This is a genomic window from Spirillospora sp. CA-142024, assembly GCF_050942325.1.
GTDB lineage: Bacteria > Actinomycetota > Actinomycetes > Streptosporangiales > Streptosporangiaceae > Spirillospora.
The window spans coordinates 5737349-5762396 of sequence record NZ_CP192077.1; the positions used below are offsets into that span (position 1 = coordinate 5737349).

General features: G+C 72.4%; 24 protein-coding genes. 15 read left to right on the plus strand and 9 right to left on the minus strand.

Annotation, left to right across the window (positions count from 1 at the left end; translation table 11 throughout):
* Window positions 1–88: 88 nt before the first annotated feature.
* Complete coding sequence (locus tag ACQPZP_RS27510; protein ID WP_433472615.1) at window positions 89–739, plus strand: winged helix-turn-helix transcriptional regulator; 651 nt, start codon at window positions 89–91, stop codon at window positions 737–739.
* A 117-nt stretch (window positions 740–856) separates the two neighbouring features.
* Complete coding sequence (locus tag ACQPZP_RS27515; protein ID WP_433472616.1) at window positions 857–1774, plus strand: NADP-dependent oxidoreductase; 918 nt, start codon at window positions 857–859, stop codon at window positions 1772–1774.
* A 40-nt stretch (window positions 1775–1814) separates the two neighbouring features.
* Here ACQPZP_RS27515 and ACQPZP_RS27520 read toward each other — a convergent pair whose 3' ends face one another.
* A complete protein-coding gene (locus ACQPZP_RS27520) occupies window positions 1815–2561 on the minus strand; it encodes an SDR family NAD(P)-dependent oxidoreductase (RefSeq protein WP_433472617.1) in 747 nt (248 codons plus the stop codon).
* Between the two features lie 147 nt (window positions 2562–2708).
* Here ACQPZP_RS27520 and ACQPZP_RS27525 point away from each other — a divergent pair, with 147 nt between their 5' ends.
* Window positions 2709–3338 (plus strand): TetR/AcrR family transcriptional regulator, encoded by a 630-nt coding sequence (locus ACQPZP_RS27525; RefSeq protein ID WP_433472618.1) that lies wholly within the window; start codon window positions 2709–2711, stop codon window positions 3336–3338.
* Between the two features lie 48 nt (window positions 3339–3386).
* Entirely contained in the window at window positions 3387–4178 is a 792-nt protein-coding gene (locus ACQPZP_RS27530) for a crotonase/enoyl-CoA hydratase family protein (protein ID WP_433472619.1), read from the plus strand.
* Between the two features lie 13 nt (window positions 4179–4191).
* Here the strand turns inward: ACQPZP_RS27530 and ACQPZP_RS27535 are convergent, their stop codons facing one another.
* The gene (locus ACQPZP_RS27535) at window positions 4192–5265 is read right to left on the minus strand and encodes a methyltransferase domain-containing protein (protein ID WP_433472620.1); all 1074 of its coding nucleotides are present in this window, start codon (window positions 5263–5265) and stop codon (window positions 4192–4194) included.
* Window positions 5266–5529: 264 nt separating this feature from the next.
* On the opposite strand from ACQPZP_RS27535, the gene hemC reads away from it, so the two are divergent.
* From hemC to ACQPZP_RS27550, 3 genes are all read left to right on the plus strand, one after another.
* Window positions 5530–6468 (plus strand): hydroxymethylbilane synthase, encoded by a 939-nt coding sequence (gene hemC / locus ACQPZP_RS27540; protein WP_433472621.1) that lies wholly within the window; start codon window positions 5530–5532, stop codon window positions 6466–6468.
* Window positions 6469–6646: 178 nt separating this feature from the next.
* Window positions 6647–7474 (plus strand): SAM-dependent methyltransferase, encoded by an 828-nt coding sequence (locus ACQPZP_RS27545; protein ID WP_433472622.1) that lies wholly within the window; start codon window positions 6647–6649, stop codon window positions 7472–7474.
* An 87-nt stretch (window positions 7475–7561) separates the two neighbouring features.
* Window positions 7562–8941, plus strand: coding sequence for a cytochrome P450 (locus ACQPZP_RS27550; RefSeq protein WP_433472623.1), 1380 nt, complete (start codon window positions 7562–7564; stop codon window positions 8939–8941).
* 234 nt (window positions 8942–9175) lie between these two features.
* Here the strand turns inward: ACQPZP_RS27550 and ACQPZP_RS27555 are convergent, their stop codons facing one another.
* Window positions 9176–10138, minus strand: a complete 963-nt coding sequence (locus tag ACQPZP_RS27555) for a helix-turn-helix domain-containing protein (protein ID WP_433472624.1) — start codon at window positions 10136–10138, stop codon at window positions 9176–9178.
* Between the two features lie 140 nt (window positions 10139–10278).
* The gene (locus ACQPZP_RS27560) at window positions 10279–11418 is read right to left on the minus strand and encodes an NAD(P)/FAD-dependent oxidoreductase (RefSeq protein ID WP_433472625.1); all 1140 of its coding nucleotides are present in this window, start codon (window positions 11416–11418) and stop codon (window positions 10279–10281) included.
* A gap of 135 nt (window positions 11419–11553) precedes the next feature.
* On the opposite strand from ACQPZP_RS27560, the gene ACQPZP_RS27565 reads away from it, so the two are divergent.
* Window positions 11554–11919: a helix-turn-helix domain-containing protein gene (locus ACQPZP_RS27565; RefSeq protein WP_433472626.1), complete on the plus strand. Its 366-nt coding sequence runs from the start codon at window positions 11554–11556 to the stop codon at window positions 11917–11919.
* Between the two features lie 12 nt (window positions 11920–11931).
* Here the strand turns inward: ACQPZP_RS27565 and ACQPZP_RS27570 are convergent, their stop codons facing one another.
* The 3 genes from ACQPZP_RS27570 to ACQPZP_RS27580 all read right to left on the minus strand — a co-directional run bounded on the left by ACQPZP_RS27570 (window position 11932) and on the right by ACQPZP_RS27580 (window position 14031).
* On the minus strand, window positions 11932–12534 hold the full coding sequence (locus ACQPZP_RS27570; protein ID WP_433462226.1) for a ClpP family protease: 603 nt from the start codon (window positions 12532–12534) through the stop codon (window positions 11932–11934).
* Window positions 12531–13160, minus strand: coding sequence for a ClpP family protease (locus tag ACQPZP_RS27575; RefSeq protein WP_433472627.1), 630 nt, complete (start codon window positions 13158–13160; stop codon window positions 12531–12533). The genes ACQPZP_RS27570 and ACQPZP_RS27575 overlap by 4 nt, the downstream gene beginning before the upstream one ends.
* Before the next feature lie 100 nt (window positions 13161–13260).
* Window positions 13261–14031 carry a hypothetical protein gene (locus tag ACQPZP_RS27580; protein WP_433472628.1) on the minus strand — a complete coding sequence of 257 codons (771 nt, stop codon included), beginning with the start codon at window positions 14029–14031 and terminating at the stop codon, window positions 13261–13263.
* Window positions 14032–14163: 132 nt separating this feature from the next.
* Here ACQPZP_RS27580 and ACQPZP_RS27585 point away from each other — a divergent pair, with 132 nt between their 5' ends.
* The 3 genes from ACQPZP_RS27585 to ACQPZP_RS27595 all read left to right on the plus strand — a co-directional run bounded on the left by ACQPZP_RS27585 (window position 14164) and on the right by ACQPZP_RS27595 (window position 19308).
* Window positions 14164–15030 carry an alpha/beta fold hydrolase gene (locus ACQPZP_RS27585; RefSeq protein WP_433472629.1) on the plus strand — a complete coding sequence of 289 codons (867 nt, stop codon included), beginning with the start codon at window positions 14164–14166 and terminating at the stop codon, window positions 15028–15030.
* A 113-nt stretch (window positions 15031–15143) separates the two neighbouring features.
* Window positions 15144–17078 carry an amino acid transporter gene (locus ACQPZP_RS27590; RefSeq protein ID WP_433472630.1) on the plus strand — a complete coding sequence of 645 codons (1935 nt, stop codon included), beginning with the start codon at window positions 15144–15146 and terminating at the stop codon, window positions 17076–17078.
* 133 nt (window positions 17079–17211) lie between these two features.
* Window positions 17212–19308 carry a SpoIIE family protein phosphatase gene (locus ACQPZP_RS27595; RefSeq protein WP_433472631.1) on the plus strand — a complete coding sequence of 699 codons (2097 nt, stop codon included), beginning with the start codon at window positions 17212–17214 and terminating at the stop codon, window positions 19306–19308.
* A gap of 186 nt (window positions 19309–19494) precedes the next feature.
* Here ACQPZP_RS27595 and ACQPZP_RS27600 read toward each other — a convergent pair whose 3' ends face one another.
* Both ACQPZP_RS27600 and ACQPZP_RS27605 read right to left on the minus strand, forming a co-directional pair.
* Window positions 19495–20340 carry an LLM class F420-dependent oxidoreductase gene (locus ACQPZP_RS27600; protein ID WP_433472632.1) on the minus strand — a complete coding sequence of 282 codons (846 nt, stop codon included), beginning with the start codon at window positions 20338–20340 and terminating at the stop codon, window positions 19495–19497.
* 48 nt (window positions 20341–20388) lie between these two features.
* Complete coding sequence (locus ACQPZP_RS27605; protein WP_433472633.1) at window positions 20389–21297, minus strand: class I SAM-dependent methyltransferase; 909 nt, start codon at window positions 21295–21297, stop codon at window positions 20389–20391.
* Between the two features lie 315 nt (window positions 21298–21612).
* Here ACQPZP_RS27605 and ACQPZP_RS27610 point away from each other — a divergent pair, with 315 nt between their 5' ends.
* Genes ACQPZP_RS27610 through ACQPZP_RS27625 form a run of 4 tightly spaced genes read left to right on the plus strand, consistent with a single transcriptional unit; the run spans window position 21613 to window position 25047 of the window.
* Complete coding sequence (locus tag ACQPZP_RS27610; RefSeq protein WP_433462235.1) at window positions 21613–21798, plus strand: CbtB domain-containing protein; 186 nt, start codon at window positions 21613–21615, stop codon at window positions 21796–21798.
* A gap of 8 nt (window positions 21799–21806) precedes the next feature.
* Window positions 21807–22547, plus strand: a complete 741-nt coding sequence (locus tag ACQPZP_RS27615; protein ID WP_433472634.1) for a CbtA family protein — start codon at window positions 21807–21809, stop codon at window positions 22545–22547.
* The gene (locus ACQPZP_RS27620; protein ID WP_433472635.1) at window positions 22496–23098 is read left to right on the plus strand and encodes a histidine phosphatase family protein; all 603 of its coding nucleotides are present in this window, start codon (window positions 22496–22498) and stop codon (window positions 23096–23098) included. Before ACQPZP_RS27615 ends, ACQPZP_RS27620 begins: the two co-directional genes overlap by 52 nt.
* Window positions 23095–25047, plus strand: coding sequence for a VWA domain-containing protein (locus ACQPZP_RS27625; RefSeq protein ID WP_433472636.1), 1953 nt, complete (start codon window positions 23095–23097; stop codon window positions 25045–25047). The genes ACQPZP_RS27620 and ACQPZP_RS27625 overlap by 4 nt, the downstream gene beginning before the upstream one ends.
* Window position 25048 lies beyond the last annotated feature (1 nt).

The following is a 25048-nucleotide window of genomic DNA, read 5'->3' on the forward strand; positions in this document are numbered from 1 at the left end:
CTTCGCCTGAGGCATGGCGCCATGCGCCGCACCCCTCCGACTGGTGCTGGATGTTGTCAGGCGTGCTTGAGATTGTAAAGTGATCGCCATGAGTCGGAGCTACGGCCAGTACTGCGGGCTCGCCCGGGCACTCGATGTCGTGGGCGACAGATGGAATCTGCTCATCGTCCGCCAGCTTCTCATCGCTCCCGCCCGCTACCGCGAACTGCTCGATGGGCTCGGCGGCGTGGCCACGAACCTGCTCACCGACCGTCTCCGCGACCTTGAGACCGCCGGAGTGGTCGAGCGGCGGCTGGCCGAGGAGGGCAACGCCATCGCATACGCGCTCACCCCGTGGGGCGCCGAACTGCGGGAGCCGGTCGAGAGCCTCGTCCGCTGGTCCACACCGCTCATGGTGCGCGGACCGGGCGGCGACCGCTTCCAAACCGAATGGCTCGTCGTCGCTCTGCGAGCCTTGTTCGCCGGCAAGGCCTCTGCCCACCAGTCAACTGTGGGGGTCGCGGTCGACGGCCGGCTGCTCCAGTTGCGGGCGACACACTCGGGCGTTGAGGTGAGCCCGCATGATGGCCGCGATCTCGACGCCGTCGTGCGTGCGGAAGCCCAGATCGTCCTCGGGCTGGCGGCGGGTGAGCTCGCCCTCGGCGACACCCTTGGGCTCGCTGAAATCGAAGGCGACGAAGCCGCAGTACAAGCCCTCTTCAACCATCACCGTTCGTCACACGCATCCTCGGACCCTTGATCCTAGGGAAACCGCTCCGTTCCTAAGCCGCCGAAGGCGGGGGCACGATCGAGGTGCGGCAACCCGAGAGGTGGCCGTCCAAGATCCATCCGGACGAGGAAGAGCGGTGATCACGCGATGAAGGCGGTGCGGTTCCACGAGTACGGCGACATCGATGTCCTGCGGGTGGAGGACGTGGAGCGTCCGGTGCCCGGCCCCGGGCAGGTGCTGGTCGAGGTCCGCGCGGCGGGGATCCAGCCGGGAGAGGTCCATATCCGTACCGGTGCGCTGCACGAGCGGTGGCCGGCGACGTTCCCCTCCGGGCAGGGCAGCGATCTGGCCGGCGTCGTGGTGGAGACCGGTCCGCACGTGCGCGGCTTCGCGGTGGGCGACGAGGTCCTCGGCTTCACCCACGACAGGGCGAGCCACGCGGAGTTCGTCGTGGTCGACGACGTGCAGCTGACCAGGCGTCCGGAGGGGTTGTCCTGGGACGCGGCCGGGTCGTTGTACGTGGCCGGGACGACCGCATATGCCACAGTTTTCGCGGTCGACCCCGGACCGGCCGACACGGTCGTGGTGTCGGGCGCGGCGGGCGGCGTCGGCTCGCTTGCCGTGCAGCTCGCGCGGCGCCGTGGCGCCACGGTGATCGGGCTGGCGAGCGAGCCGAACCACGCCTGGCTGAAGGATCGGGGGGTCGTCCCGGTCGAGTACGGGGAGGGTGCGGCCGAGCGGATCCGGCAGGCCTCCGGCGGGAAGGTCGACGCGTTCATCGACACCTTCGGCGACGGCTATGTGGAGCTTGCGGTGGAGCTGGGCGTGCGGCCCGAGCGGATCAACACGATCAGCGACTGGCAGGCCGCGGCCAAGGTCGGTGCGCGGACCTACGGAGAAGGCGCGGCGGCGTCCGCGGTCGTGCTCGGCGAGCTGGTCCGGCTCGCCGCGCGCGGGGAACTCGAGGTGCCGATCGCCCGCACCTACCCGCTGGAGCAGGTGCGGGACGCGTTCCGCGAGCTGGAGCGGCGGCACACCCACGGCAAGATCGTGCTCCGGCCCTAGGAAGCCGGGCTCGGCTTGGCGGGTGAGCCGTGACCGACGGTCACGCGGGGACGCCGCCGGCCTGCGGGGTCAGTTCCGCGGGGTAGGCCTGCTCGACGCGGTCGCGCTTGGTGTACATGTCCCAGTAGTGCTCGGCGAGTTCCGACGGGTCTACGACCGGGAACGCCGCGCCGGTGAACCTGTCGTCATCCTCAACCTCGGCCGCCTCGGCCGCCTCGCTGCCGGCGATCATGGCGGCGACGGTGAGGGTGCCGGCGTAGACGCCGCTGTCGGCGAGTTCGGCGTTGAGGGAGTACAGGTGGTTGCGGGCGGCGGCCATCACCGGGCCGGGCCCGCCGAGCTGAGGCATCGGCTGCACCGCCGTGTAGCCGGTGGTCATCAGGACGGCGCCGTCCCCGCGTTCGGTCATCTCCGGCAGCACCGCGCGGAACACCTCCACGGGCGTGAGCAGGAGCAGCCGGGAGAGCCCTTCGAGGGTGGCCGCGTCCAGCCGGGCGGCCGGGGTGAAGGACATGTCCCCGCCGATCGGCCCGTACTCGACGACGTCGATCCGGCCGTAGTGGCCACGAATGGCGTCCACCAGGGCGGGAACTCCCGCCGGGTCGGACAGGTCGCCGGGGAAGGCGGCGGCCTCGACACCCTCGCCGGCGAGCTGCGCGACCAGGGCGTCCAGCCGCTCCTTGCGGCGGGCCACCAGGGCCACGCGGAAACCTTCCCGGCCGAAGCGGCGGGCGACGGACACGCCAAGACCGGTACCGGCGCCGAAGACCGCGATCACTTTGGACATGGCACGACTCCTTGCCGAAGAGATATTCTGACCCATGGGTCAACTTCCATGCCCGACCGTAGCACATAACTTGACCCTAGGGTCAAGTTATGTGCGGCCGGAGGATGAAACCATGGGCGCCGAGCACACGACGAGGAGGGCGGCCGGATGCGGGCCGACGCGCGACGCAACGCGGAGAAGCTGCGAACAGCGGCGGCCGAGCTCTTCCGCGAGCGCGGCCTCCAAGCCCCTCTGAAGGAGATCGCCCGCCGCGCCGGGGTGAGCCACGGCACCCTCTACAACCTCTACGGCACCCGTGAGGCGCTCATCGACGAGGTGGTCGCGGACCTGGCCGCGGACCGGCTCGATGAGGCCGCCGAGCAGGCCCTGGCCCATGAGGACGCATGGGACGGATTCGCGTACTACATCGAGACCCTCTGCGAACTCCAGGTCACCGACCCCGCGATCAGCGACGTGGTCACCGGCCGCTACCCGGACGCCGAACGTCTGATGGCCTTCTGCGCACGTTCACACGCCGCCGCCGACCGCATCATCGAGCGAGCCCGGCAGGCCGGCACCCTGCGCTCCGACTTCACCCATGAGGACCTGCTGTTCATCTTCGGCACCAACGCCCTGCTCTCCCGGGCCGCCAAGGACACCGCGCCCGACGCCTGGCGCCGAAACGTCGCCTTCATGCTCGACGGCCTGCGCGCCGAAGCCGCCCATCCCCTCCCCACCGCCCCGCTGACCCAGGAGCAGGTCTACCAGGTGATGGGCAACCTCACCGGCGCGCCGTAACGGGCCGGTGGAGATCCAGGCGTCGACATCGAGTTGCCGGAGGTAGTGATGGGTGATGTGCGCGTCGAGATCGAGGGCTCGATCACCACGATCTGGATGGACCGGCCCGAGCGCCGCAACGCCGTGGACGGGCCGATGGCGGCCGAGTTGCGGGACGCGTTCCAGGCGTTCGAGGCCGACCCCGAACAGAAGGTGGCGGTCCTGGCGGGGACCGGCGGGACGTTCTGCGCCGGCGCCGATCTGACCGCGGTCGGCGACCGGGAGCGGAGCAACGAGCTCGACCCCGACGGCGGCGGAACCGGCCCGATGGGCCCGACCCGGATGCAGCTGGGCAAGCCGCTGATCGCCGCCATCAGCGGGTACGCGGTCGCCGGCGGGCTCGAACTGGCGCTGCTGGCGGACCTGCGGGTGGTCGAGAGCGACGCGGTGCTGGGGGTGTTCTGCCGGCGGTGGGGCGTGCCGCTGATCGATGGCGGCACGGTCCGGCTGCCGCGGATCGTCGGACTGGGCCGCGCCCTGGACCTGATCCTGACGGGACGTCCGGTGGAGGCGGACGAGGCCCTGGCGATCGGCCTGGCCACCCGGGTCGTCGGTCCGGGCGAGGCGGTCCGGGTGGCGCGTGAACTGGCCGGGGAGATCGCCGAGTTCCCGTTCGGGTGCGTGCTGGCCGACCGGGCCTCCACCTACGGTGCCCTCGATCTGCCGCCGGCCGAGGCGCTGCGGGCCGAAGGCGCGGCGGGCGCGCCGATCGTGGCGGCCGAGGGCGTGGCGGGGGCCGCCCGGTTCACCGCCGGCGAGGGCCGCCACGGAGCCTTCACCCCGACGGAAGACCGCTCGTGAACGCACTGCCCGTTCACGATGCCGGTTGCAGACGGACGATGAACGATTGGGCGCCGGAGACGCGGACGCCTTGGATGTGGACTGGGGTAAGTCCGTGCCGGATGGCGCCGGCCAGAGTCTCGGAGGTGGGGAGGAGGAGCACGACCGTACCGTCCGGAGACAGGACGCGACGAAGCTCCGTCCACCAGCGGGACGGTGAGTCGGCGAGCAGGCCGCGGGGGTGGACCTGGGTGCCCCACGGCGGGTTGCTCAGGACGCGGTCGATGCTTGCGTCGGGGAGGGGAAGGCGGCCGGCGTCGCAGCGATCCACACCGATGGGCAGCGCTGCGGCGTTCGCCCGTGCCGCCGCGACGGCGTCAGGTGAAAGGTCGAAGCCCCGCAGTCGGGCGCCGGGCTGGGCGAGCGCGGCCTCGATCAGCAGGGTGCCGGCGCCGCAGCACGGGTCCAGGACGGTGTGACCCGGCCGGATGCCGGCCATCACGGCCATGGCCGCGGCCACCGGCGGGTGGAGGGTGCCCGGGACCGTCCTGCGCTTGTAGGCGCGGCGGTGCAGCGGCCGGTCGCCGATCCGCAGCATGAGCGCGGCGTGCGTGCCGTCCAGGGTCAACCGCCACCCCTGGCGGCCCGGCGGAGGTGCGGCGCCGGCGCGGCGCGAGTGGTAGGGGACGCCGAGCCGCTCCGCCAGGGCCGCGCCGACGATGTCCTCGGCGTCGTACCGGCTGAAGGTGCGCCGCCCGAGGAAGGAGGCGGAGACATCGATGCCCGGGACATCGTCCTGCGCCTGGGTCAGCGTGCGGCGCAGGCGCAGCAGCAGATCGGTGTCGGCCAGTTCGGCGAGCCCAGCGAGGGCGTGCAGGTCAGACTTCGTCGTCCCGATGTCAGGTCGGCGCGCGGCCAGCAGGAAGAGGTCGTCCGCGGTGCGGGGAACCGGGATCGGCTCCGGCCCCGACGAGCGGAGGCGGAGTCGGACCTCGCGATGGCCGAGACCGGTGACGGCGCCGAGCCCGGACTCCAGGACCTCCGCGGCGACCGCGGACTCCAGGCCGCGGACACAGCGCGCGACCAGACAGGGGCGCGGAATGCGCATGGTGATCGTTCTTCTCCCACGTCAGCACCCGGGGCAGCGCTCCGCCACCCCGCCTCGCCGACGCCGGGGAATCCTCGCTTCGTCGGCGGCGTGCTAACGCAGGTGGAAGAAGAACGTCATGAGCAACAGATTAGGGCACGGGCGACGCTGTCGTTCCGGATCAGGGGGCACGTCGGGATGGGTTCACCGCGTACGGCAACATGAAGGGCGATCCCCGCGGTCCGGTGGGCCACATCACCGCGCATGACGACGGGAGGCGCACGCATGCCAGGTCTCGGACCCGTGCCTGACGAGGGGCATATCAGGCTCGGCACCCGCCGCTCGCCGCTGGCCATGGCGCAGGCCCACCATGTTGCGGACCTGTTGGAGAAGCAGGCGCCGGTGGCCGTCGAGATCGTCGGGATCGAGACGTCCGGCGACAGGTTCCAAGGTTCCCTGTCGGAGCACGGCGGCAAGGGCGCGTTCCTGCGGGAGATCGACCACGCCCTGCTCACGGGCACCGTGGACTTGGCCGTGCACTGTCTCAAGGACGTTCCCGGAAACGTGCCGCCGCCGGAAGGGTTGGAGTGGCCCGCCTATCTGGAGCGAGGCGACACGCGGGACGTGATGCTCTTCCCGATGACGTCGGGCATCACCGGCATGGCCGACCTGCCATCCGGCGCCAGGGTCGGTACGTCGGCCGTGCGACGACGCGCCCAGCTCCGGCGGCTACGGCCGGACCTCCGCGTCGAGCACCTCCGGGGCAACGTCAACTCCCGGCTCGCGCGGCTCGACGCCGGCGAGGAGTTCCACGCGATCGTCCTCGCGCACGTGGGGCTTGCGCGGCTCGGACTGGAACGGCCGTACGAGACGCTGGACATGCTTCCCGCCGTCGGGGCCGGCGTGCTGGCGATCGCCTCCCGCAGCGCCGATCCTCGTCTCACCGAACTGCTCGGGCGACTGGATCACGCGCGGACACGGACATGCGTGGCGGCCGAGCGCAGAATGCTGTTCGAGCTGAACGGTGACTGCGACTCGCCCATCGCCGGGCGGGCCCGGTACGAGCCCGACGGACGGCTGTCATTGGAGGGCATGGTGTTCGACCGGGACGGAGACCGGTCCGTGCACTTCCGGATGCAGGCCGCTCCCGAACAGGCGGAGAGTCTGGGCGCATCGGTCGCGGCCGGCCTCCTGCGCCAGGGCGCCCGCGATCTGATCGGCTGAGCCCAGGTCGGCACCGGGCCGACACGTTCCACGACTCTCCTCGGACGGGCCGAGGCGGCGCCCCGGCGGCGCTGCGCACAGTCGCAAGTTCCTTACGCGGCGGAGCAACTGGCGACGATGCCGCCGACCTACGGTCGTACATCCACTGTTGTCGGTCATCGGACTCAGGAAGCCAGCCATGATTGGTCCACGTGGCCCGCTCGATCCGGGACGAGGCGGCCCGCAGCCCGTGCTGGAGCGGCGCACCGCCAACATGGCCCGGTTCTACGACGCCATGCTCCAGGGGAAGGACAACTTCGCCGAGGACCGGGAGCTGGCCAGGCGGCTGATCGCGGTCGCGCCCAGCCTGCCGCGGATCCTGCACCTCAACCGCAGGTTCGTCGTTCAGGCCATGCGGCAGATGGCCGGCCTCGGCGTCACGCAGTTCCTGGACCTGGGCTGCGGGCTGCCCAGCACCAACGCCGCGGGGCAGGTGAGACGCGGGTTCGCCGGGTCCGTCCGGGTGGTCCACGTCGACCACGACCCGGTCGTCGTCGCGTACGGCCGGGCCCATCTCGCCGAAGCCCGCCGGACCGCGGTCGTCCACGCGGACATGCGCGACGCCGACGCTGTGTTCGCGGCGGACGAGACGCGCGAGCTGGTCGATCCGTCCCGTCCGGTCGGCGTGCTGCTCACCGCGATGCTGCATCACTTCCCCGACGCGGACGATCCCCGCGGCATCACGCGGTCGTACATGGACCGGCTTCCCTCGCGGTCCATGCTCGCGTTCAGCCATTTCCACGCCCCGGACGCCCCATGGCACATGGAGGACCAGGCGCGCTGTGCCGAGAACATGCTGGTCGCCGAACTCGGCTCCGGCTGGTTCCGGTCGCGGGACGAGATCGCGGCGTTCGCCGGCGGCCTCGATCCGGGTCCGCAGGGGGTCCGGGCGCTCGGGACCTGGACCGCCGGACGCCGCACACGTGAGCCCCCGCTCGCGCTGTGCGGTCTCGCCATGAAGCCGTAGCCGTTCCGAGGGCGCGGGCGGCTCGACGCCATGGACGCCCGCCGCCTGCGATGCCGCGTCGACACCCGCCACCGAACAGGAGTGCCCGTGACCTTCGAGCCCGCCGATTCCGGCCCGGCACCGCTGCCGGACCGTGTCCCGCTGTACGGCCCGGCGTTCGCCGCCGATCCCGCGAGCGTCTACGAGCTGCTCCGCCGATACGGGCCCGTCGCACCGGTCGAGCTGGCTCCCGGGATCCCGGCCACGCTCGTCACCTCCTACGAGCACGCGCTGGAAGTACTGCGCGACGCGGACACGTTCCCCAAGGACGCCCGCCGGTGGCAGCGCTCGGTGCCGTCCGACTGCCCGGTCCTGCCGCTCATGCAGTACCGGCCGACCGCGAACCTCACCGACGGCGCCGTTCACGACCGGCTCCGCCAGGCGGTGTCCGAGAGCCTCGCCCAGGTGGACGTCGAGGCGCTGCGCGGTCATGTCGAGCAGAGCGCCGAGTTGCTCATCGACCGGTTCGGCGCCAAGGGGGCGGCGGACCTGCGCACCCAGTACGCGCAGACCCTGCCGCTGCTGGTCTTCAACCGGCTCTGCGGCGTCCCCACCGCCCTCGGCGATCGGCTGGTCGCCGGCATGAGCGCGATGATGGACGGCGGCGCCGACGCCGAGAACGCCAACCGCGACCTGGCCCAGGCCGTGGCCGAGCTGGTCGCCCTCAAACGCCGCGAACCCGGCGCCGACGTGGTGTCCTGGCTGATGGCGCATCCCGCGCGGCTGAACGACGAGGAGATGGCGCACCAGATCGTCATGCTGCTCGGGACGGTGACCGAGCCCGAGCAGAACCTCATCATCAACACGCTCCGGCTGCTGCTGGCCGACGACCGGTTCGCCGGCGACCTGTCGGGCGGCAGCCTGGCCGTCCAGGACGCGCTCGACGAAATCCTGTGGTCCGATCCCCCGATCGCCAACTACGGCATCACCTATCCCGTGAAGGACGTCGACTTCGCCGGGGTCCGGCTGCCCGCCGACCAGCCGGTCGTCGTCAGCTACGCGGCGGCCAACACCGACCCGTCGATCTCCATGGGCGACCGGACGGGCAACCGCGCTCACCTGGCCTTCAGCGCCGGAGACCACACCTGCGCGGCCAAGGGGCAGGCCCGGCTCATCGCCTCGGTGGCCATCGAGAAGCTGCTCGACCGCCTGCCCGACATGCGGCCGGCGGTCCCGGCCGAAGAGCTGGCGTGGCGCACCGGATGGGTGCACCGGGCGCTGGTCGAGCTCCCGGTCGTCTTCCCGCCGTCGCAGCCGGCCATGCCCGCCGAGCCCGCCGTCGCCGTACGGGACAGCCGTTTCATCGCCGCCCCCGTACCGGCCGGTTCCGCCGCGCCGTCCGGTCCACCGCCCGGCGCCTCCGCAGCCGGCGAGCCCCGGCCGTTCTGGGGCCCGCTGGCCCGCCGGCGAAGGGGCGGAGACAGCTGATCCAAGCGGAGCCGTGCCAGACCGCCATGTTGCCGAGCAGGTCTTCGATCTGCTCCCGCGAGATCGCCGTCTGAGGCGTGCAGAACCCGGCCCCGATACCGTAAGTGATCATTCGGCAAAAGGGCCGCTTTCGCACCCGGGCGCGACCGGAAAACGCGGAACGGCGGAACATTCCGTCTTACGCGCTCTGGTAAATGCCTTTTCCGCGGGGTGCTGTGGCGGACGCCATAACGGTCACGAGTCGCGGTCGTGCCTTATCTCGCGGGGAGTGGCTCCATAGTGCCGCCGGAACGCGGTGCTGAATACGCTGGCGGACGAGAAACCGGTCAGGCCGGCGAGATCGGTGATGCTCAGGTGGTCGTAGGTCGGGCTCGTCAGCCGGTCCCGCGCCAGCCGGAGGCGCTCCTCCCGGATCAGCTCGCGCGGCGTGGTTCCGGCGTGCTGCAGCGCCAGCTGGACCTGGCGCAGCGACCACCCGAGATCCCGCGCCACCGACGCGCCGGTCAGCCCCGGGTCGGTGACGCGCTCGCGCACATGCCGCCGCACCATCGCCTCCACCTCGGCGAGATGGCCCGGCACGACCGGGCGGTCGTCGCCGACGGCCAGCATGCACAGCAACTCGACCGCCCGGTCGCACACGGCGGCGAAGTGGCGGCTGTGGAGCCCGTCGCGCTCGCCGGCCAGCCCGGTGAGCATCTCGGTAACCACCCGCCCAAGCCCGCGCGTCACGTCCACCATGGCGCTGACCGGGGACGACCGGTTGAGGGGCCCGTCCACCTCGTGGCCCGGAATCGTCACGATGAGCGCGCGGGTCCCCGCCACCTGTTTGAACTCCACCGCCGTCTCGAGTGTCATGAGGCCGCCGGTGCCGGGCGACAGCACCGACTCCGCGCCGTCCTGCCGTACTTCGAACGCTCCGCTGAGCGGCACCACGAAGCGGTAGTCGGGGTCCGGATTCCGGCGAACCTGGCGCGGCGTGCGAACGTAGGTGAGCTCATCCGACCGGACGTCGAGCAGATGGTAGGCCCCGTTGGACTGGCGGACCGCCTCGCCGTGAAAACTGTCGGGACGCCGGTATGCGAATCCCATCGGGCTCTGGTTGTAGGTGTTGATGAGTTCGCTCCAGAAGTCCGTACGGTCACCGGGCTTCAGATCCGCCGTGTTCGCGGCTTCCACCCGGTAAACTCCAACGGCCATCGAAGGCGCTCCCTTGTGCGGCACCGACGGTTCGCAATTAATGCGCGCCTTCGAACACCGCATCGGTCGGCGGCGCTCACGTGATGAAGATCAAGCATAGTTCCGTCCTCCCCGCGCGTCCGGGGGAATCCAGCATCCGTTCAGCGGCGCCTTGCGGGGACACGGTCCGGCCGGTAGGAATCGAGCTCCGGTGACCCGTGGCCGTGAATCTCCCGGCAGATCAGCGCGGCGAGAAAGGGACCGAGCGTGATGCCGCTGTGGGTGACGGCGGTGTACAGACCGGGCCGCTGGAAGCCGGTGAGCGGATACCCGTCGACGGGCAGCGGGCGGACGCACCGCCGCACTCCGGCGACCTCCGCGGTCAGTCCGGGGACGAGCGTGCGCGCTCGCGCGAGGAGCTCGGCGCCGACCGCCCGGACCAGCGCCGGGGCGGCCGACTCGTCGACACCGGCGTCCAGGTCGTCGGCCTCCAGGACGAGCCCCCCGTCCTCCGCCTGGCGGGCGGACAGGCCAGGCGCGTGGACGAGACCGTTGAGGACGTCCCGCGCCGTGGAGGTGGTGGCGACGAGGCATGGGGCGGCCGAGCCGGGCTCTGACGGGTCGACCAGCGGAAGGGGGACGCCGGCGGTGGCCAGGAGCGCTGGGCCGTGCCGGCCCGCCGCGCAGATCGTGAGGTCGGCGTCCAGGTCCCGGCCGTCGTCCAGCCGCACTCCGGTCACGCGGTCGCCCTCGGTGTTGAGGCGGACCGCGCGGTGACCGGTGACGATGCCGGCACCCGACTCACGTGCGCGCCGCGCCAGAGCTCGCGCGGCGGAGCCTCCCTGCACGTAGCCCTCGTCGGGGTAGTGCGCGATGAGGGCGTCCTGCGGAGCCCGGACGTGCGGTTCGAGCTCGCGTAACCGGTCGAGGCCGATCAGTTCGGCGGCGTAGCCGAGGTCGGCGAGACGAGCGACCCGGTCGGCCAGCCGGCCTTTCGCGTCCTCGGTGGTCGCCCACGTGGTGTTGCCCGCCGGCCGGTACCAGGCCGGGTCGCCGAACCCGGCGGCCAGGTCCCGCCAGGCGGACATCGCCGCCGTCCGAAACCGGTGGTAGGCCGGGTCTCCGGGGTCGTTGGCATTGATCCAGGCATAGCTGGTGCCGGACGTCCCGGCGCCGGGCTCCCGCTCCTCGATCACCGTGACCTCGTCCCGCGGACCCGAGCGGCCGCCGCGTTCCGCACGGGTGAGCCGGTCCGCCAGCGCGGCCCCGATGATCCCTGCACCAACGACCAGTATCCGCATGCCCTCAGGATGACAGCGCACGGACGTCGCGGAACGGCCTCAATCGGTCGCCGCGAGCGGCGCCCCTCGGTGAGCGCGGTTCTGCGGTGGGCGGAATGCATGGGCTCGCCGGCGCCGCCGACTTACGATGAGCGCATGGCCGAGACCGCCCGACCGCTCATGCCCGCCGACGACACGCCGGACAAGCCGACCGCGCCGCGCCGGCCGACGGAGCCGCTCTGGCGCGACGCGCTCGGCCAGTGCCTCAGGCGACTGCGCCTGGAGCGCGGCGAGATCCTGACCGAGACCGCCCGCCGTGCCGGGGTCTCACCGCAGTACCTCTCCGAGATGGAACGCGGCGTCAAGGAACCTTCGAGCGAGATGATCGCCGCGGTCGCCGGCGCCCTGGACGTGTCGCTCGGTGATCTGACGCTCGCGATCGCGACGACCCTCCTGGCCGTGCCGGCCGGAGCCGCTCCGGCCGGCCCGACCTGCCAGGCCGCCTACGCACTGGCCGCGTAGGCGGCCCCCGAGCTAGACGGGGAGCGGCTGCCGCTCCTCGATCACGTGGTCGACGAGGCCGTAGTCCAGTGCCGTGTTCGCCGTGAACACGCGGTCGCGGTCCGTGTCGGCGCGCAGTGTCGCGGTGTCCTGCCCGGTGTGCCGGGAGAGGATGTGCTCGATGTCCGCGCGGACGCGGACGACCTCGTCCGCCTGGAGGATGAGGTCCGGGATCGCTCCCCGGCTCTGCCCCGTCGGCTGGTGCAGGACCACGCGGGTATGGGGCAGCGCCGCGCGCTTGCCGGGGGTGCCCGCGGCGAGGAGCACGGCGCCGACGGCGACCGCCTGGCCGACGCACGTCGTCGCCACCTCCGGACGGATGTAGCGCAGCGTGTCGTACACGGCGAGCATCGCGCTCGGGTCTCCGCCCTCGCAGTTGATGTACAGCTGGATGTCGCGTTCGGGGCTGTCGGATTCCAGGTAGAGCAGCTGCGCGACGAGAGCGTTCGCGACTCCCGCGTCGATGGCGGTGCCGAGATAGATGATCCGCTCCGTCAGCAGGTGCGAGTAGACGTCCATGATCCGTTCACCGCGAGGGTGCTGCGCGATGACGTTGGGGATCGTGTAGGTGCTCATCGGACGGCTCCTTCGGACGGGGCACCGAGCCCGATGGGCCGGTGGCTGGTCGGCACGACTTCGTCGAACGTGCTGACGACCGCGTCGATGAACCCGTAGTCGAGCGCCTCCTGCGCCGTGTACCAGCGATCGTGCAGCGAGTCTTCGAAGACCCGTTCCAGGGGCTGCCCGGTGTCCTCGGCGATGAGCCCGAGCACCGTGTCGCGGGTGTGGCGCAGGTCGTTGGCCTGCAGTTCGATGTCGACGGCGGCGCCGGCGATTCCGGCGGAGCCCTGGTGCATCAGCACGCGGGCGTGCGGCATGGCGCGGCGTTTGCCGCGGGTTCCGGACGACAGCAGGAACTGGCCGGCGCTGTAGGCGATGCCGAGCACCACCGTGGACACGTCGCACGGAATGAGCCGCATGACATCGCGGATCGCGAGCATCGACGGCACCGACCCGCCGGGGGAATGGATCCACAGCGCGATGTCGGTCGACGAGTCCTCCCGCGCCAGCGTGATCAGCTGCGTCGCCAGCAGGGTGCCATTGTCGTCGTCGAGAGGGCCGTCGAGCACGAGAACGCGCTGCTGGTAGAGCTCGCGCCGCACTCGTTCGTTGAACAACGGGACTTTCTGTTCCTCGCTCATGCCCCAACTCTGCGTCGGCGCGTGCACCGCTCCCAGCCATATCCGCCCACGGCGGATCCGCCCAGAGCAGCGCGGATCAGTGCCGGCCGGCCGGCGCGCGTCAGCGGACCCTCACCAGGACGCTTCCGTAAGCGAAGCGTCCATTCCCATCAGAGGCGACCGCGACGATGAGGGCCGATCCGGGTCTCACCGCCGTCACCGGGTCCGGGAAAGGCGTGTCGAGACCATCGGTGCCGCGGATCGCGCCGACGGCGCCGACGGTCTCCCGGCCTGCCTGGACGGCGACATATGTCGGCGGGGAGTTCGTCGCCGCCTGAATCCGCGGCCTCGTCCCGACCGTGGCCCGGGTCGCCGGGGAGAGAATCCTTGTGGTCGCGGCGACTTCGGGATCGATCCGTCCGTCCTCAGTTCCGTCGGCCATCGAGTGGACGACGACGGCACCGACCGGGCGCAGGGTCCTGTTCTCGACGAGCAGATAGAAGAAGGCGCTGGGCGTGCCTCTTCCATTGGTGGTCGAGGTGATCTGCCGCCATGTCGCCGGCCCCTTCGGGCGTATATCGAGTCGGGTCATGGCCGCCCGCAGGCCGCCGGCCGAGCCGTATCGCCGCTGCGCTTGGGGAGTGAGCAGCTCCCACGCGGACCGGACATCGCCCTGACCGAGGACGGCCTGCCACTTCCGCGGCACATCCCTGATCGCGCTGGTGTCGGGCGGCAGCTTGCAGCAGGGACCGGAATCGTCGGATCGGCCCGCGTGATGCCAGATCACCGCGCCCGCCGCCAGCACGGTCAGCAGCACGACCACGGCGACGATGGGCGCCGGACCCGCACGTAGCGGCCCGCGTCGTTTCGGGGCCGGGGCCGGAGCCGTCATCCACGTTCTCCTCGCGTCGCAGGTGCCGAGGTCAGACGGCGGGGCCGGCGGCGAGGTTCCCCAGGAGGCGCCCATGAGCGATGCCCGGGGGGGCGCCGATGAGTTCCGGGCTGGCGGGTGGTCTACCTGGTCATGGCTACGCAAACGCTCCAGACACCCGAAGTCGATCTCGTCTACGACGTCCACGGTCCGCTGCCGGCCGCCGACGGACGGTCGCCGCTGGTCATGATCGGCCAGCCCATGGACGCGAGCGGCTTCCGCACGCTCGCGTCGTACTTCCCCGAGCGCACCGTGATCACCTACGACCCGCGCGGTCTCGGCCGCAGCACCCGCAAGGACGGCCGGGTCGACAACGTGCCCGAGGTCCAGGCCGCCGACGTGCACGCCCTCATCGAGGCGCTCGGCGCGGGCCCGGTCGAGATGCTCGCCAGCAGCGGCGGTGCGGTGACCGCGCTCGCCCTGGTGACGGCGCACCCCGACGACGTGACCACCCTGGTGGCGCACGAGCCGCCGCTCATCCCGGTCCTTCCCGACGCCCGGGCCGCCGGGCGCGCCCGGGACGGCGTCCGGGACGCCTACGAGGCCAAGGGCTGGGGCGCCGGCATGGCGGCGTTCATCGCCATGACGTCGTGGCAGGGCGAGTTCACCGACGACTACTTCGCCCGGCCCGCACCCGATCCCGCCGCCTTCGGGATGCCGGCCGAGGACGACGGCTCCCGCGACGATCCGCTGCTCTCCGACCGGTCCTGGGCGGTCAGCGACTACCGGCCCGACGCCGGTGCGCTCGCCGCGGCGCCCACGCACGTCGTGATCGCGGTGGGTGAGGAGTCCGGCGGCACCTTCACCGGACGCACCGCGGTGGCGACGGCCGAGCTGCTCGGGCAGCAGGTGACGGTGTTCCCGAGCCATCACGGCGGCTTCATGGGCGGCGAGTTCGGTTACGCGGGCCAGCCCGAGGCGTTCGCGCACAGGTTGCGCCAGGTCCTCGACGGCGCCTGACGGCCGCCGCTCTCATCCGATCTTTCTCCGGGGCGACCGCGCGCGATGGGCGGCCGCCCCAGTAGGGTGTGCTGTTTTATCAGCCAGGGCGTGGAAGACCGAGGTGGGTTCGGATGAGCGCGTCACTCCAGCCGGACACGGGTGAAGGCATGCGGCGATGGCTGCTGCAGGGGCTGCACCGCCCCGGCCGCAAGGCCGGCCCGCACCACCGGCCGGCCCCCTCCCACGAGGACGCGCCCCACAAGCAGCACCGCTGGTGGCAGGTGATGTGCCTGACCGGCGTCGACTACTTCTCCACCCTGGGCTACCAGCCGGGCATCGCCGCGCTGGCGGCGGGCGCTCTCAGCCCGATCGCCACGCTGCTGCTGGTGGCGCTGACCCTGTTCGGGGCACTGCCCGTGTACCGGTCGGTGGCCGGGCTGAGCCCGTACGGGCTGGGCTCGCTGTCGATGCTGGAACGGCTGCTGCCCGGGTGGCGCGGCAAGCTGCTGGTGCTGTTCCTGCTCGGTTTCGTCGCGACGGCGTTCATCGTCACGATCACCCTTTCGGCCGCCGACGCGACGGCCCACCTGCTGCACAACCCGTTCGTGCCGGACGCGATGGCGGGCTGGCAGGTGCCCGTCACGCTGGTGCTGATCGCCGCGCTCGGCGGCATCTTCCTGGTCGGGTTCAGCGAGGCCATCTCCATCGCCGTGGTGCTGGTGGCGGTCTACCTCACCCTGAACGTCGTGGTGGTCGGGACGGCGCTGGCCAAGGTCGTGACGCATCCGGGGCTGGTCACCGACTGGGGCAACGTGCTGACCGCCGAGCACGCCAACCCGGTCGCGATGATCGCGGTGTCGCTGTTCGTCATGCCCAAGCTCGCTCTGGGGCTGTCGGGGTTCGAGACCGGAGTGGCCGTGATGCCGCTGGTCAAGGGCGAACTGGAGCAGCGCATCCAGGGCACGCGCAAGCTGCTGACCACGGCGGCCGCCATCATGAGCGTCTTCCTGATCACCTCCAGCTTCGCCACGACCGTGCTGATCCCGAAGAAGGAGTTCGAGGAGGGCGGGAAGGCCAACGGCCGGGCGCTGGCCTACCTCGCGCACGAGAACCTGGGCGACTGGTTCGGCACCGCCTACGACATCAGCACCATCGCCATCCTGTGGTTCGCCGGCGCCTCCGCCATGGCCGGGTTGATCAACATCGTCCCGCGGTACCTGCCGAGGTACGGGATGGCGCCGGACTGGACCCGCGCGACCCGTCCGCTGGTCCTCATCTTCACGGTCGTCTCGTTCGGGATCACGCTGCTGTTCGGCGCGGAGGTCGAGGCGCAGGGCGGCGCGTACGCCACGGGCGTGCTGGCACTGATCCTGTCCGCGGCGGTCGCCGCCACGCTCGCGGCCTGGAAGAGCGGCCGGCGCCGCCTCGGCGCCGCGTTCGGCCTGGTCACGCTGATCCTGGTGTACGCGACCGTCGCCAACATCATCGAGCGCCCCGACGGCCTGGTGATCGCGGTGCTGTTCTGCATCGCGATCGTGGTGACGTCGCTGATCTCCCGCGCGACCCGCTCCACCGAACTGCGCATCACGGGCGTCGACTTCGACCCGGCCGCCCGCCGCTTCCTGGAGGAGGCCGGCGAGCTGCGGATCATCGCCAACGAACCCGACGAACGCGACCGCCAGGAGTACCTGGACAAGGCCGAGGAGGCGTGGGCCCTGCACCGCCTGCGCGACGACGAGGGACTGCTGTTCCTGGAGGTGACCGTCTCCGACGCCTCGGAGTTCGAGTCCACCGTGCAGGTCACCGGGGAGGAACGGCACGGCTACCGGATCCTGCGCACCGAGAGCCCGAGCATCGCCAACGCCATCGCCGCGATCCTGCTTCATATCCAGGAGGAGACCGGCAAGCACCCGCACGTCTACTTCCACTGGGTGGAAGGCAACCCGGTCGGCGCGCTGCTGCGCTACCTGATCTTCGGTGGCGGCGACATCCCACCCCTCACCCGCGAGATCCTCCGCCAGGCCGAGCCGGACATCGAGCGCCGGCCCATCGTCCACGTCGGCTGACCATACGGAGCCGCGTGATCACACCGTGACAGCGGCGCCCGGTGTGATCCATGGCACGTCCGCCTTGCCTCCTGGTAAGTTGATTGTCTGACCTGCGGCGACGGGAGATGGGACTCCTGCGGGGGCGGAGCGCATGACATCGGACGCGCACACCGAAGGGCTGCCAGTGGCTATGGAGCTCCAGCAGCCCTTCATCGACTGGGCGTTCACCCAGTCGGCGTTCGCGCTCGCCGTCCATGACAGGAACCTGGTGGTCCTGCGCGTCAACGAGCGCCTGTGCCAGATGTTCCAGACGACCGAGGACCGCCTTCGCGGACGGCGCATCGCCGAGACGTACCCCACCCCCCAGTTCCACACCCTGGAGCGGTACATGCGCCAGGTGCTCGAAACCGGGGAGCCGGTGCAGCGGGAGACCTACCGCCGCGTGCCGGGCGAGACCCGCGAGCGGGCCTGGTCGGTGTCCATCTCCCCCCTCAAGGACGAGGCGGGCAGCACACAGGGCATCCTGATCGGGGTCCTCGACGTCACCGAGCAGTACCGGACGCGGCAGCGGCTGAGCCTGGTGAACGAGGCGAGCACGGCCATCGGCACCACCCTGAACATCACCAGGACCGCCCAGGAGCTCGTCGACGTGGCCGTGCCGCAACTGGCCGACCTCGCCATCGTCGATCTGCTCGACAGCGTCTTCCAGGGGGACGAGCCGCTCCCCGGGCCACTGCCCGCCACGGTCGCGCTGCGCCGCACCGCCCACCAGTCCGTCAACGAGGGCGTCCCGGAAACCGTGATCAAGATCGGCGACATCGATCACTATCCGGACACCGCCCCCTCGGCCCGCGCCCTGGCCACGGGCGAGACGGTGACGACCGGCTTCCACGACCCCTCGTTCCTTCCCTCGATCAGCCACAACCCCGACCGGGCGGACAGCGTCCGCAAGCACGGGCTCCACTCGGTCATCACGGTGCCGATCCGGGCCAGGGGCCTCACCCTCGGCGTCGCCGCGTTCCTGCGCGGCCGCCGCCCGGACCCCTTCGAAGCCGACGACGTGCTCATCGCCGAGGAGCTCACCGCGAGGGCGGCCGTCTGCCTGGACAACGCCCGCCGGTACACCCGCGAGCACACCACCGCGCTGGCGCTGCAGCGCAGCCTGCTGCCCCGGCGGATCCCGGAGACCTCGGCCGTGCAGGTCGCGGGCCGCTACCTGCCCGCGAGCTCCCATGCCGGCGTCGGCGGCGACTGGTTCGACGTCATACGCCTGTCGGGCGCTCGCGTCGCCCTGGTCGTCGGCGACGTCGTCGGGCACGGGCTGCAGGCGTCCGCCACAATGGGCCGGCTCCGCACGGCGGTGCGCACGCTCGCCGACATCGACCTGGCGCCCGACGAGCTGCTCACCCACCTGGACGACCTGGTCGGCCGGCTCGCCCCCGAGTCCGACACCGCCGAGGGGGCGCACGACGTCGGGGCCACCTGCCTGTACGTCGTCTACGATCCGGCGTCCCGCCGGTGCAGCATGGCCCGCGCCGGGCACTGCCCGCCCGCGCTCATCGGCCCCGGCGGCGGGGTCGAGTTCGTCGACCTGCCCGCCGGCCCACCGCTCGGTCTCGGCGGCCTGCCCTTCGAAAGCGCCGACGTCGAGCTTCCCGAAGGCAGCACCCTCGTCCTCTACACCGACGGCCTCGTCGAGTCCCGCGGCTTCGACATCGACGCAGGGCTGGAACGCCTGCGGCACGCGCTGTCGGCGCCGTCCCTGTCGCCGACCGCGTCGCTGGACGACGTCTGCGACCACGTTCTCGGAACCGTCCTGCCCGCCCGCCCCATGGACGACGCCGCCCTGCTGGTCGCGCGCACCCGGTCGCTGAGCCCCGGCCACGTCGCCACCTGGGACCTGCCCGCCGACCCGGCGATCGTCGCCGACGCCCGCCGGGAGGTGGGCGAGCGGCTCGCCGCGTGGGGTCTCGACGAGCTCGGGTTCGTCACCGAGCTCGTCGTCAGCGAGCTGGTCACCAACGCGATCCGGCACGCCGGGGGCCCGATCCGGCTCCGTCTCATCCGGGACCGGACGCTCATCTGCGAAGTCGCCGACGGAAGCCAGACCGCTCCGCACATGCGCCGGGCGCGCGTCTTCGACGAGGGCGGCCGCGGCCTGCTCCTGGTGGCCCAGCTCACCCAGAGCTGGGGGTCCCGGCAGACACCGGAGGGCAAGACCATCTGGGCCGAACAGGCCCTTCCCTGACCGCGACGGGGCCCGCCCATGCCGGGCGGGCGCCGCCGCGCGCCACCTGGCTCACCGGGGCCCGCGACGAGCCCGAGAGCCCGTGCCCGCGCTGCGGAACGCCCCTCTCCGGGCGTCGCGTCTCCGGCCGCCGGACGGTCTGGTGCCGCATCTGCCAGCCGGCATGACCGGGTCTCTGGGCGTTCTCTAGAGGCCGAGACGCCGGGCGTGCCGGGTGAGGAAGGCGGTGACCTCGTCGGCGGGCTTGTCGGGCAGGCCCCACATGATCTCGGTGACGCCGGCCTCCTCCCACGCCGCCATGTCCTCCGCCGAGGGGCGTGTGGCGGCCAGGACGGAGATCTCCGGCCGTCCGGCGCGTCCCGCGTCCGCCCAGGCCGCGTGGAGGGCGGCGGCCTTGGCCAGGATGTCGCGTTCGGCCGGGGTGGTCATCCACCCGTCGGCGTGGGCGGCGATCCACGCGAGCGTCTTCGGGCCGCCGCCCGCCCCGATCATCAGCGGGACGTGCGGCTGGGCGGGCTTGGGCCACGCCCAGGACGGGCCGAACGAGACGAACTGTCCAGAGTAGGACGCCTGCTCCTGCGTCCACAGTGCTCGCATGGCCTCCACGTACTCGCGCAGCACCGTCCGTCGCGAGGCGGCGGGGACGCCGTGGTCGGCGAGCTCGTCGGTGTTCCAGCCGAATCCGGCGCCGATCGTGACCCGCCCGCCCGACAGGTGGTCGAGCGTCGCGATGGTCTTGGCGAGTGTGATCGGATCGGACTCCACCGGAAGCGCCACGGCGGTGGCGAGCCGGATCGCGGACGTCCCGGTGACCGCGGACGCGAGCGAGACCCAGGGATCGAGCGTGCGCGTGTAGCGGTCGTCCGGGAGCGTCTCGTCGCCGGTGCCGGGGTGCGCGGCCTGGCGCTTGACCGGGATGTGCGTGTGCTCGGGGACGTAGAAGGTGTGGAACCCGTTCTCCTCGGCGGCCTTCGCGGCGGCGGCGGGCGTGATGCCCCGGTCACTGGTGAAGAGCACGATGCCGTGTCGCATGAAGGCGATACTAGAACGCGTTCTAACGCAGCGCCGGGGCCGGCCCGCTCAGCGGTCGCGGCGCAGCGCCCTCGGCACGGCGGTGGCACTCCGGCCGATCTTGAAGCTGACCGAGTTGCGGACGGACTCCAGCTCCTTGCGGGCGCGGGCGAGCCCCTCCTCCGCTCGGGCCAGCCGCTTCTCCGACTTGGCGAGACGGTCCTTCAGCCCCTTCACGTCGTTCGGCTTGGAGCGCGCCGCCGACTTGCCCTTGACGCGGACGAGGCGCCGCCCGGCGACCTGCTGGGTCTCGTGCCAGGCGTCGTCCCGCCCGGCCAGCCAGTCGAGCAGCTCGTCCTGGACGGCGGCGGCGTCGCCCCACGTGCCGTAGAGCTTCTGGGTGGTGACGCAGATCGGGCGCAGCCCGTCGACGGCCACCGACTCCCACACCGCTGCGGCGACCCCGGGAGTGTGCTCGGACCGGTAGTCGTCGCACACGACGATCCCCTCGGGGGGGAGCATGGCGCGCGCGGCCCGGATGTCGCCGTGCACGTGCTCGTACAGATGGGACGCGTCCACGTGCACGAACCGGCAGGTCCCGGGCTGGACGTGGTCCAGGATCAGCGAGGTCGGACCTTGGACGATCTCCGGGAGCGTGTCGTGGAAGGCGCGGTAGTTCGCCTCGAACGCCTGGCGCGTCAGGGTGGAGTACGAGCCCTTCATCTCCGCCTGGTTGGAGTCGTCCGGCGCCTCGGAGTCGAACAGGTCGCACACGGTGAAGGTCTCGCCCTCACGCCGGTGGCGGCCCATGAGGATCGCGCTCTTGCCGAGGTAGGAGCCGAGCTCCACGAGATCGCCGCTCTGTCCCCCGCGTTCCTGGCGTTCCAGGAACCAGGTGAAGAGCAGTTGGTCGACCTTGGGGAACCACCCCTTGACGTCGTCGAGGGTGGCGGGGGGGTCGGTCTCTTGGCTGATCATAGGACGGCTCCAGCGTCATCGTGTTCGGGAGCGGGGGGACACGAAAGGAGGTCGTCATGATAGGTGAGACTGCCAGTATGGCAACATCCGGCCATTTTGTGTATCCGCTCGGTGACGAACCCGGCCGGGGGTGCTGTTGACAGGGGCGCCGGCGGAGCCGTACGGTTCGGCTGATTCACGGTTGCCCGAGGGAAATCCGGTGAGATGCCGGTGCGGACGCGCCACTGTATCCGGGACGCAGATCCCGGGAGCCAGGTCGCTCGGGTGATCGCGACCTCATTGTCCGGGACGCGCAAGATCCCCTACGGAGGCTCCGTGAGCACGCTGTCGGCTCGACACATCCCCCTTCCCCGCCTCATTCCCTGGCTGCTCGCGGTGCCCGCGCTGCTGCTCCTCGGCTACCTCGTCCTGATGGACAACGGCGCCGTGTCGCAGACCGGCGGCTACCTCCACGAGCTGATGCACGACGGGCGGCACCTGCTCGGCGTGCCCTGCCACTAGGCCGCCGCATGGTGCGCACCCTGCTGGTCAGGGGCCTGCTTCTGGGCCTGCTGGCCGGTCTCGTCGCGGGCGTTTTCGCGTTCGCGGCCGGCGAGCCCCGCATCGACGAGGCGATCGCCTTGGAGAAGGCCGCCGCCGCACACGAGCACGAGCACGGCGCCGGCGCGCATGAGCACGAGCACGGCGAAGAGGTGAGCCGCGGCACGCAGAAGGCCGGGCTCTTCCTCGCCACCGGGCTCTACGGGCTCGCCGTCGGCGGCGTGTTCGCACTCGTCTTCGCCGGACTGCGCGGACGGGTCGGCCCCCGGTCGGACGGCGGGCTCGCGCTCGCCACCGCGGGGACGGCCTTCGCCGCGGTCATCCTCGTCCCGTTCGTGAAGTATCCGGCGAACCCGCCGGCGGTGGGCGACCCCGAGACGATCAACACCCGAACCGTGCTGTACCTGGCGATGATCGGTGTCGGGCTGCTGTCCGCCGCCATCGCCGTGACCACGGCGCGCAGCGTGCCGGGCGGGCCGTGGGCCCGGTGGCCGGCGGCCGTGCTCGCGTTCGTCGTCCCGGTGGCGGTGGCGTCGCTGCTGCTTCCCGGGGTGGACGAGGTGCCGGACGGGTTCCCCGCCACGCTGCTGTGGCAGTTCCGCATCACATCGCTCGGGACGCAGCTGGTGTTCTGGGCGTCCTTCGGGACGTTGTTCGGGTGGTTCTGCGACCGGGCGGCGCGTCCCGCGCGGGCCCCCGCACCGGCCTGAACGGGGTGCTGCTCGTCCGGCACGCGACGTCGGCGGGGATGCGGGACGCCCGGTTCCCCGCGGATCCCGCCGCCGACGCGTCCGGCCTGGCCAGGGCGAGGGCCCTGGCCGGGTCGCTGCCGGACGGCGACGCGTGGTCGTCCCCTGCCCAAGCCGCCCGGGAGACCTGCGCCGCGCTCGGTCTCGACGCCCGCACCGAGGCCGCCCTCGCCGAGGCCGACCACGGCCGGTGGGCGGGCGTCCGCTACGCGCGGGTCGCGCGGGACGAGCCGGACGCGCTCGCGAGCTGGCTGGCGGACCCGCACGCCGTCCCGCACGGCGGCGAGAGCCGCGCCGCCCTCGCGGCACGCGTCGCGGCCTGGCTCGGCACGGGGCCGTCCGGGATCGCGGTCTGCGACGCGGGCGTCATCCGTGCCGCGCTCGGGCACGCCCTCGGCCTCGCCGTCCCGGCGGCCGACCGGATCGACGTCGCGCCGCTGTCCACCACGAGGCTCACCGCCGTCCGGGACGGCTGGCGGGTCGCCCACGTCAACCGGAAGGTCCTCGATTGAACGCCACGTACCCGTTCAGCGCCGTCGTCGGGCTGGACGACCTGAAGCTGGCGCTGCTGCTCAACGCCGTCTCGCCACGGGTCGGCGGTGTGCTGGTCCGGGGCGAGAAGGGCACCGCCAAGTCGACGATCGTGCGGGCGCTGGCCGCCCAGCTGCCCGCCGTGGACGTCGTGGCCGGCTGCCGGTTCGGGTGCGACCCGGCGGCACCCGACCCGCTGTGCCCGGACGGCCCGCACGAGGCGGGCGGCCCGGCCGGGCGGCGGCCGTCGGCGCTGGTGGAGCTGCCGGTCGGCGCGTCCGAGGACCGGCTCGCCGGATCGCTGGACGTCGAGCGGGCGCTGACCGAGGGCGTCAAGGCGTTCGAGCCGGGGTTGCTCGCGGCGGCGCACCGCGGCGTCCTCTACGTGGACGAGGTGAACCTGCTGCACGACCACCTGGTGGACCTGCTGCTGGACGCCGCCGCGCTCGGCACCTGCTATGTCGAGCGCGAGTCGGTGTCGGTGCGGCACGCGGCCCGGTTCCTGCTGGTCGGCACGATGAACCCCGAGGAGGGCGAGCTGCGCCCCCAGCTCCTCGACCGGTTCGGGCTGACGGTCGAGGTGAAGGCGTCGCGGGAGCCGAAGGAGCGCGCCGAGGTCGTCCGGCGGCGGCTGGCGTTCGAGGCGGATCCCGCCGCGTTCGCGGCGCGGTGGGCGGACGCGGAGTCCGGTCTCGCGGACCGCATCTCCGCCGCGCGGGAGCGGCTGCACGGCGTGCGGCTGCCGGACGAGCGGCTGGAGCAGATCGCGGCCGTGTGCGCCGGGTTCGAGGTGGACGGGCTGCGCGCCGACCTCGTCACGGCGAACGCCGCCCTCGCGCACGCCGCCTGGCAGGGGCGGGACGCGGTCACGGCCGAGGACGTGCGCGCCGCGGCCCGGCTGTCGCTTCCGCACCGGCGCCGCCGCGACCCGTTCGACGCGCCCGGCCTGGACGAGTCGCTGCTGGACGAACTCCTGGACGGCTCGTCCCCCGACGACGATGACCCGCCCCCGGGCGGCGGTGTTCCGCCGGGTGACGGCGGCCCGCCGGACGACGGCGGGGGCCGCGCCGATTCCCAGGCGGGGCCGGAGTCCGCCAGGGAGCAGGGCGAGCGCGAGGAGCGGTCCGGGGGCGGCGGCGAGCGGGTGGCGGCGGTGGCGGCGCCGCACGCGGTGCCGCTGCTGGAGGTTCCCGGTGTCGGTGACGGCGTGGCGGGCCGGCGGTCCCGGTCGCGGACGGCGCGGGGCCGGGTCACCGGGGCACGCCGCCCGTCCGACCGGGTCCGGGACCCGCACGTGGTGGCGACGCTGCTGGCCGCCGCCCCGCACCAGAGGGCGCGCGGCCGGTCCGGCGCGGGCCTGCTGCTGAAGCCCGGTGACCTGCGCGAGGCGGTCCGCGAGGGCCGGGAGGGCAACCTCGTGCTGTTCGTGGTGGACGCCAGCGGCTCGATGGCCGCGCGCCGCCGCATGACGACGGTGAAGACCGCCGTCCTCAGCCTGCTGCTGGACGCCTACCAGCGCCGCGACAAGGTCGGCCTGATCACGTTCCGGGGGCGGACCGCCGACCTCGTCCTGCCGCCGACGTCCTCGGTCGAGGCCGGCGCGGCGCGGCTGCGGGCGCTGCCGACCGGGGGCCGCACGCCGCTGGCCGCCGGGCTCGTCCGTGCCGCGGAGGTGCTGCGCGCCGAGCGGCTGCGCGACCCGGCGCGGCGCCCGCTGCTCGTGGTCGTCACCGACGGGCGGGCGACCGCGGGCGGCGACGCGGACCGGGCCGCCGGGCTGCTGGCGGGGACCGCCGGGATCGTCGTGGACTGCGAGGACGGCCCGGTCCGGCTCGGCCTGGCGGGACGGCTGGCGGCCCGGCTCGGGGCGCGGCTCGTCCCGCTGGCGGAGCTCGACGGAATCGTTCGCGACCACAGGAAGGCGGCCTGAC

Excerpts from the sequence above, each read along its gene's own strand:
- ACQPZP_RS27560 (WP_433472625.1), bottom strand. The coding sequence starts at position 11,418 with ATGCGGATACTGGTCGTTGGTGCAGGGATCATCGGGGCCGCGCTGGCG.
- ACQPZP_RS27515 (WP_433472616.1), top strand. The coding sequence starts at position 857 with ATGAAGGCGGTGCGGTTCCACGAGTACGGCGACATCGATGTCCTGCGG.
- ACQPZP_RS27615 (WP_433472634.1), top strand. The coding sequence starts at position 21,807 with ATGGTGCGCACCCTGCTGGTCAGGGGCCTGCTTCTGGGCCTGCTGGCC.
- ACQPZP_RS27580 (WP_433472628.1), bottom strand. The coding sequence starts at position 14,031 with ATGACGGCTCCGGCCCCGGCCCCGAAACGACGCGGGCCGCTACGTGCG.
- ACQPZP_RS27605 (WP_433472633.1), bottom strand. The coding sequence starts at position 21,297 with ATGATCAGCCAAGAGACCGACCCCCCCGCCACCCTCGACGACGTCAAG.
- ACQPZP_RS27600 (WP_433472632.1), bottom strand. The coding sequence starts at position 20,340 with ATGCGACACGGCATCGTGCTCTTCACCAGTGACCGGGGCATCACGCCC.
- ACQPZP_RS27520 (WP_433472617.1), bottom strand. The coding sequence starts at position 2,561 with ATGTCCAAAGTGATCGCGGTCTTCGGCGCCGGTACCGGTCTTGGCGTG.
- ACQPZP_RS27555 (WP_433472624.1), bottom strand. The coding sequence starts at position 10,138 with ATGGCCGTTGGAGTTTACCGGGTGGAAGCCGCGAACACGGCGGATCTG.
- ACQPZP_RS27585 (WP_433472629.1), top strand. The coding sequence starts at position 14,164 with ATGGCTACGCAAACGCTCCAGACACCCGAAGTCGATCTCGTCTACGAC.
- ACQPZP_RS27565 (WP_433472626.1), top strand. The coding sequence starts at position 11,554 with ATGGCCGAGACCGCCCGACCGCTCATGCCCGCCGACGACACGCCGGAC.
- ACQPZP_RS27535 (WP_433472620.1), bottom strand. The coding sequence starts at position 5,265 with ATGCGCATTCCGCGCCCCTGTCTGGTCGCGCGCTGTGTCCGCGGCCTG.
- ACQPZP_RS27570 (WP_433462226.1), bottom strand. The coding sequence starts at position 12,534 with ATGAGCACCTACACGATCCCCAACGTCATCGCGCAGCACCCTCGCGGT.
- ACQPZP_RS27545 (WP_433472622.1), top strand. The coding sequence starts at position 6,647 with ATGATTGGTCCACGTGGCCCGCTCGATCCGGGACGAGGCGGCCCGCAG.
- ACQPZP_RS27595 (WP_433472631.1), top strand. The coding sequence starts at position 17,212 with ATGACATCGGACGCGCACACCGAAGGGCTGCCAGTGGCTATGGAGCTC.
- ACQPZP_RS27590 (WP_433472630.1), top strand. The coding sequence starts at position 15,144 with ATGAGCGCGTCACTCCAGCCGGACACGGGTGAAGGCATGCGGCGATGG.
- ACQPZP_RS27510 (WP_433472615.1), top strand. The coding sequence starts at position 89 with ATGAGTCGGAGCTACGGCCAGTACTGCGGGCTCGCCCGGGCACTCGAT.
- ACQPZP_RS27525 (WP_433472618.1), top strand. The coding sequence starts at position 2,709 with ATGCGGGCCGACGCGCGACGCAACGCGGAGAAGCTGCGAACAGCGGCG.
- ACQPZP_RS27530 (WP_433472619.1), top strand. The coding sequence starts at position 3,387 with ATGGGTGATGTGCGCGTCGAGATCGAGGGCTCGATCACCACGATCTGG.
- hemC (WP_433472621.1), top strand. The coding sequence starts at position 5,530 with ATGCCAGGTCTCGGACCCGTGCCTGACGAGGGGCATATCAGGCTCGGC.
- ACQPZP_RS27575 (WP_433472627.1), bottom strand. The coding sequence starts at position 13,160 with ATGAGCGAGGAACAGAAAGTCCCGTTGTTCAACGAACGAGTGCGGCGC.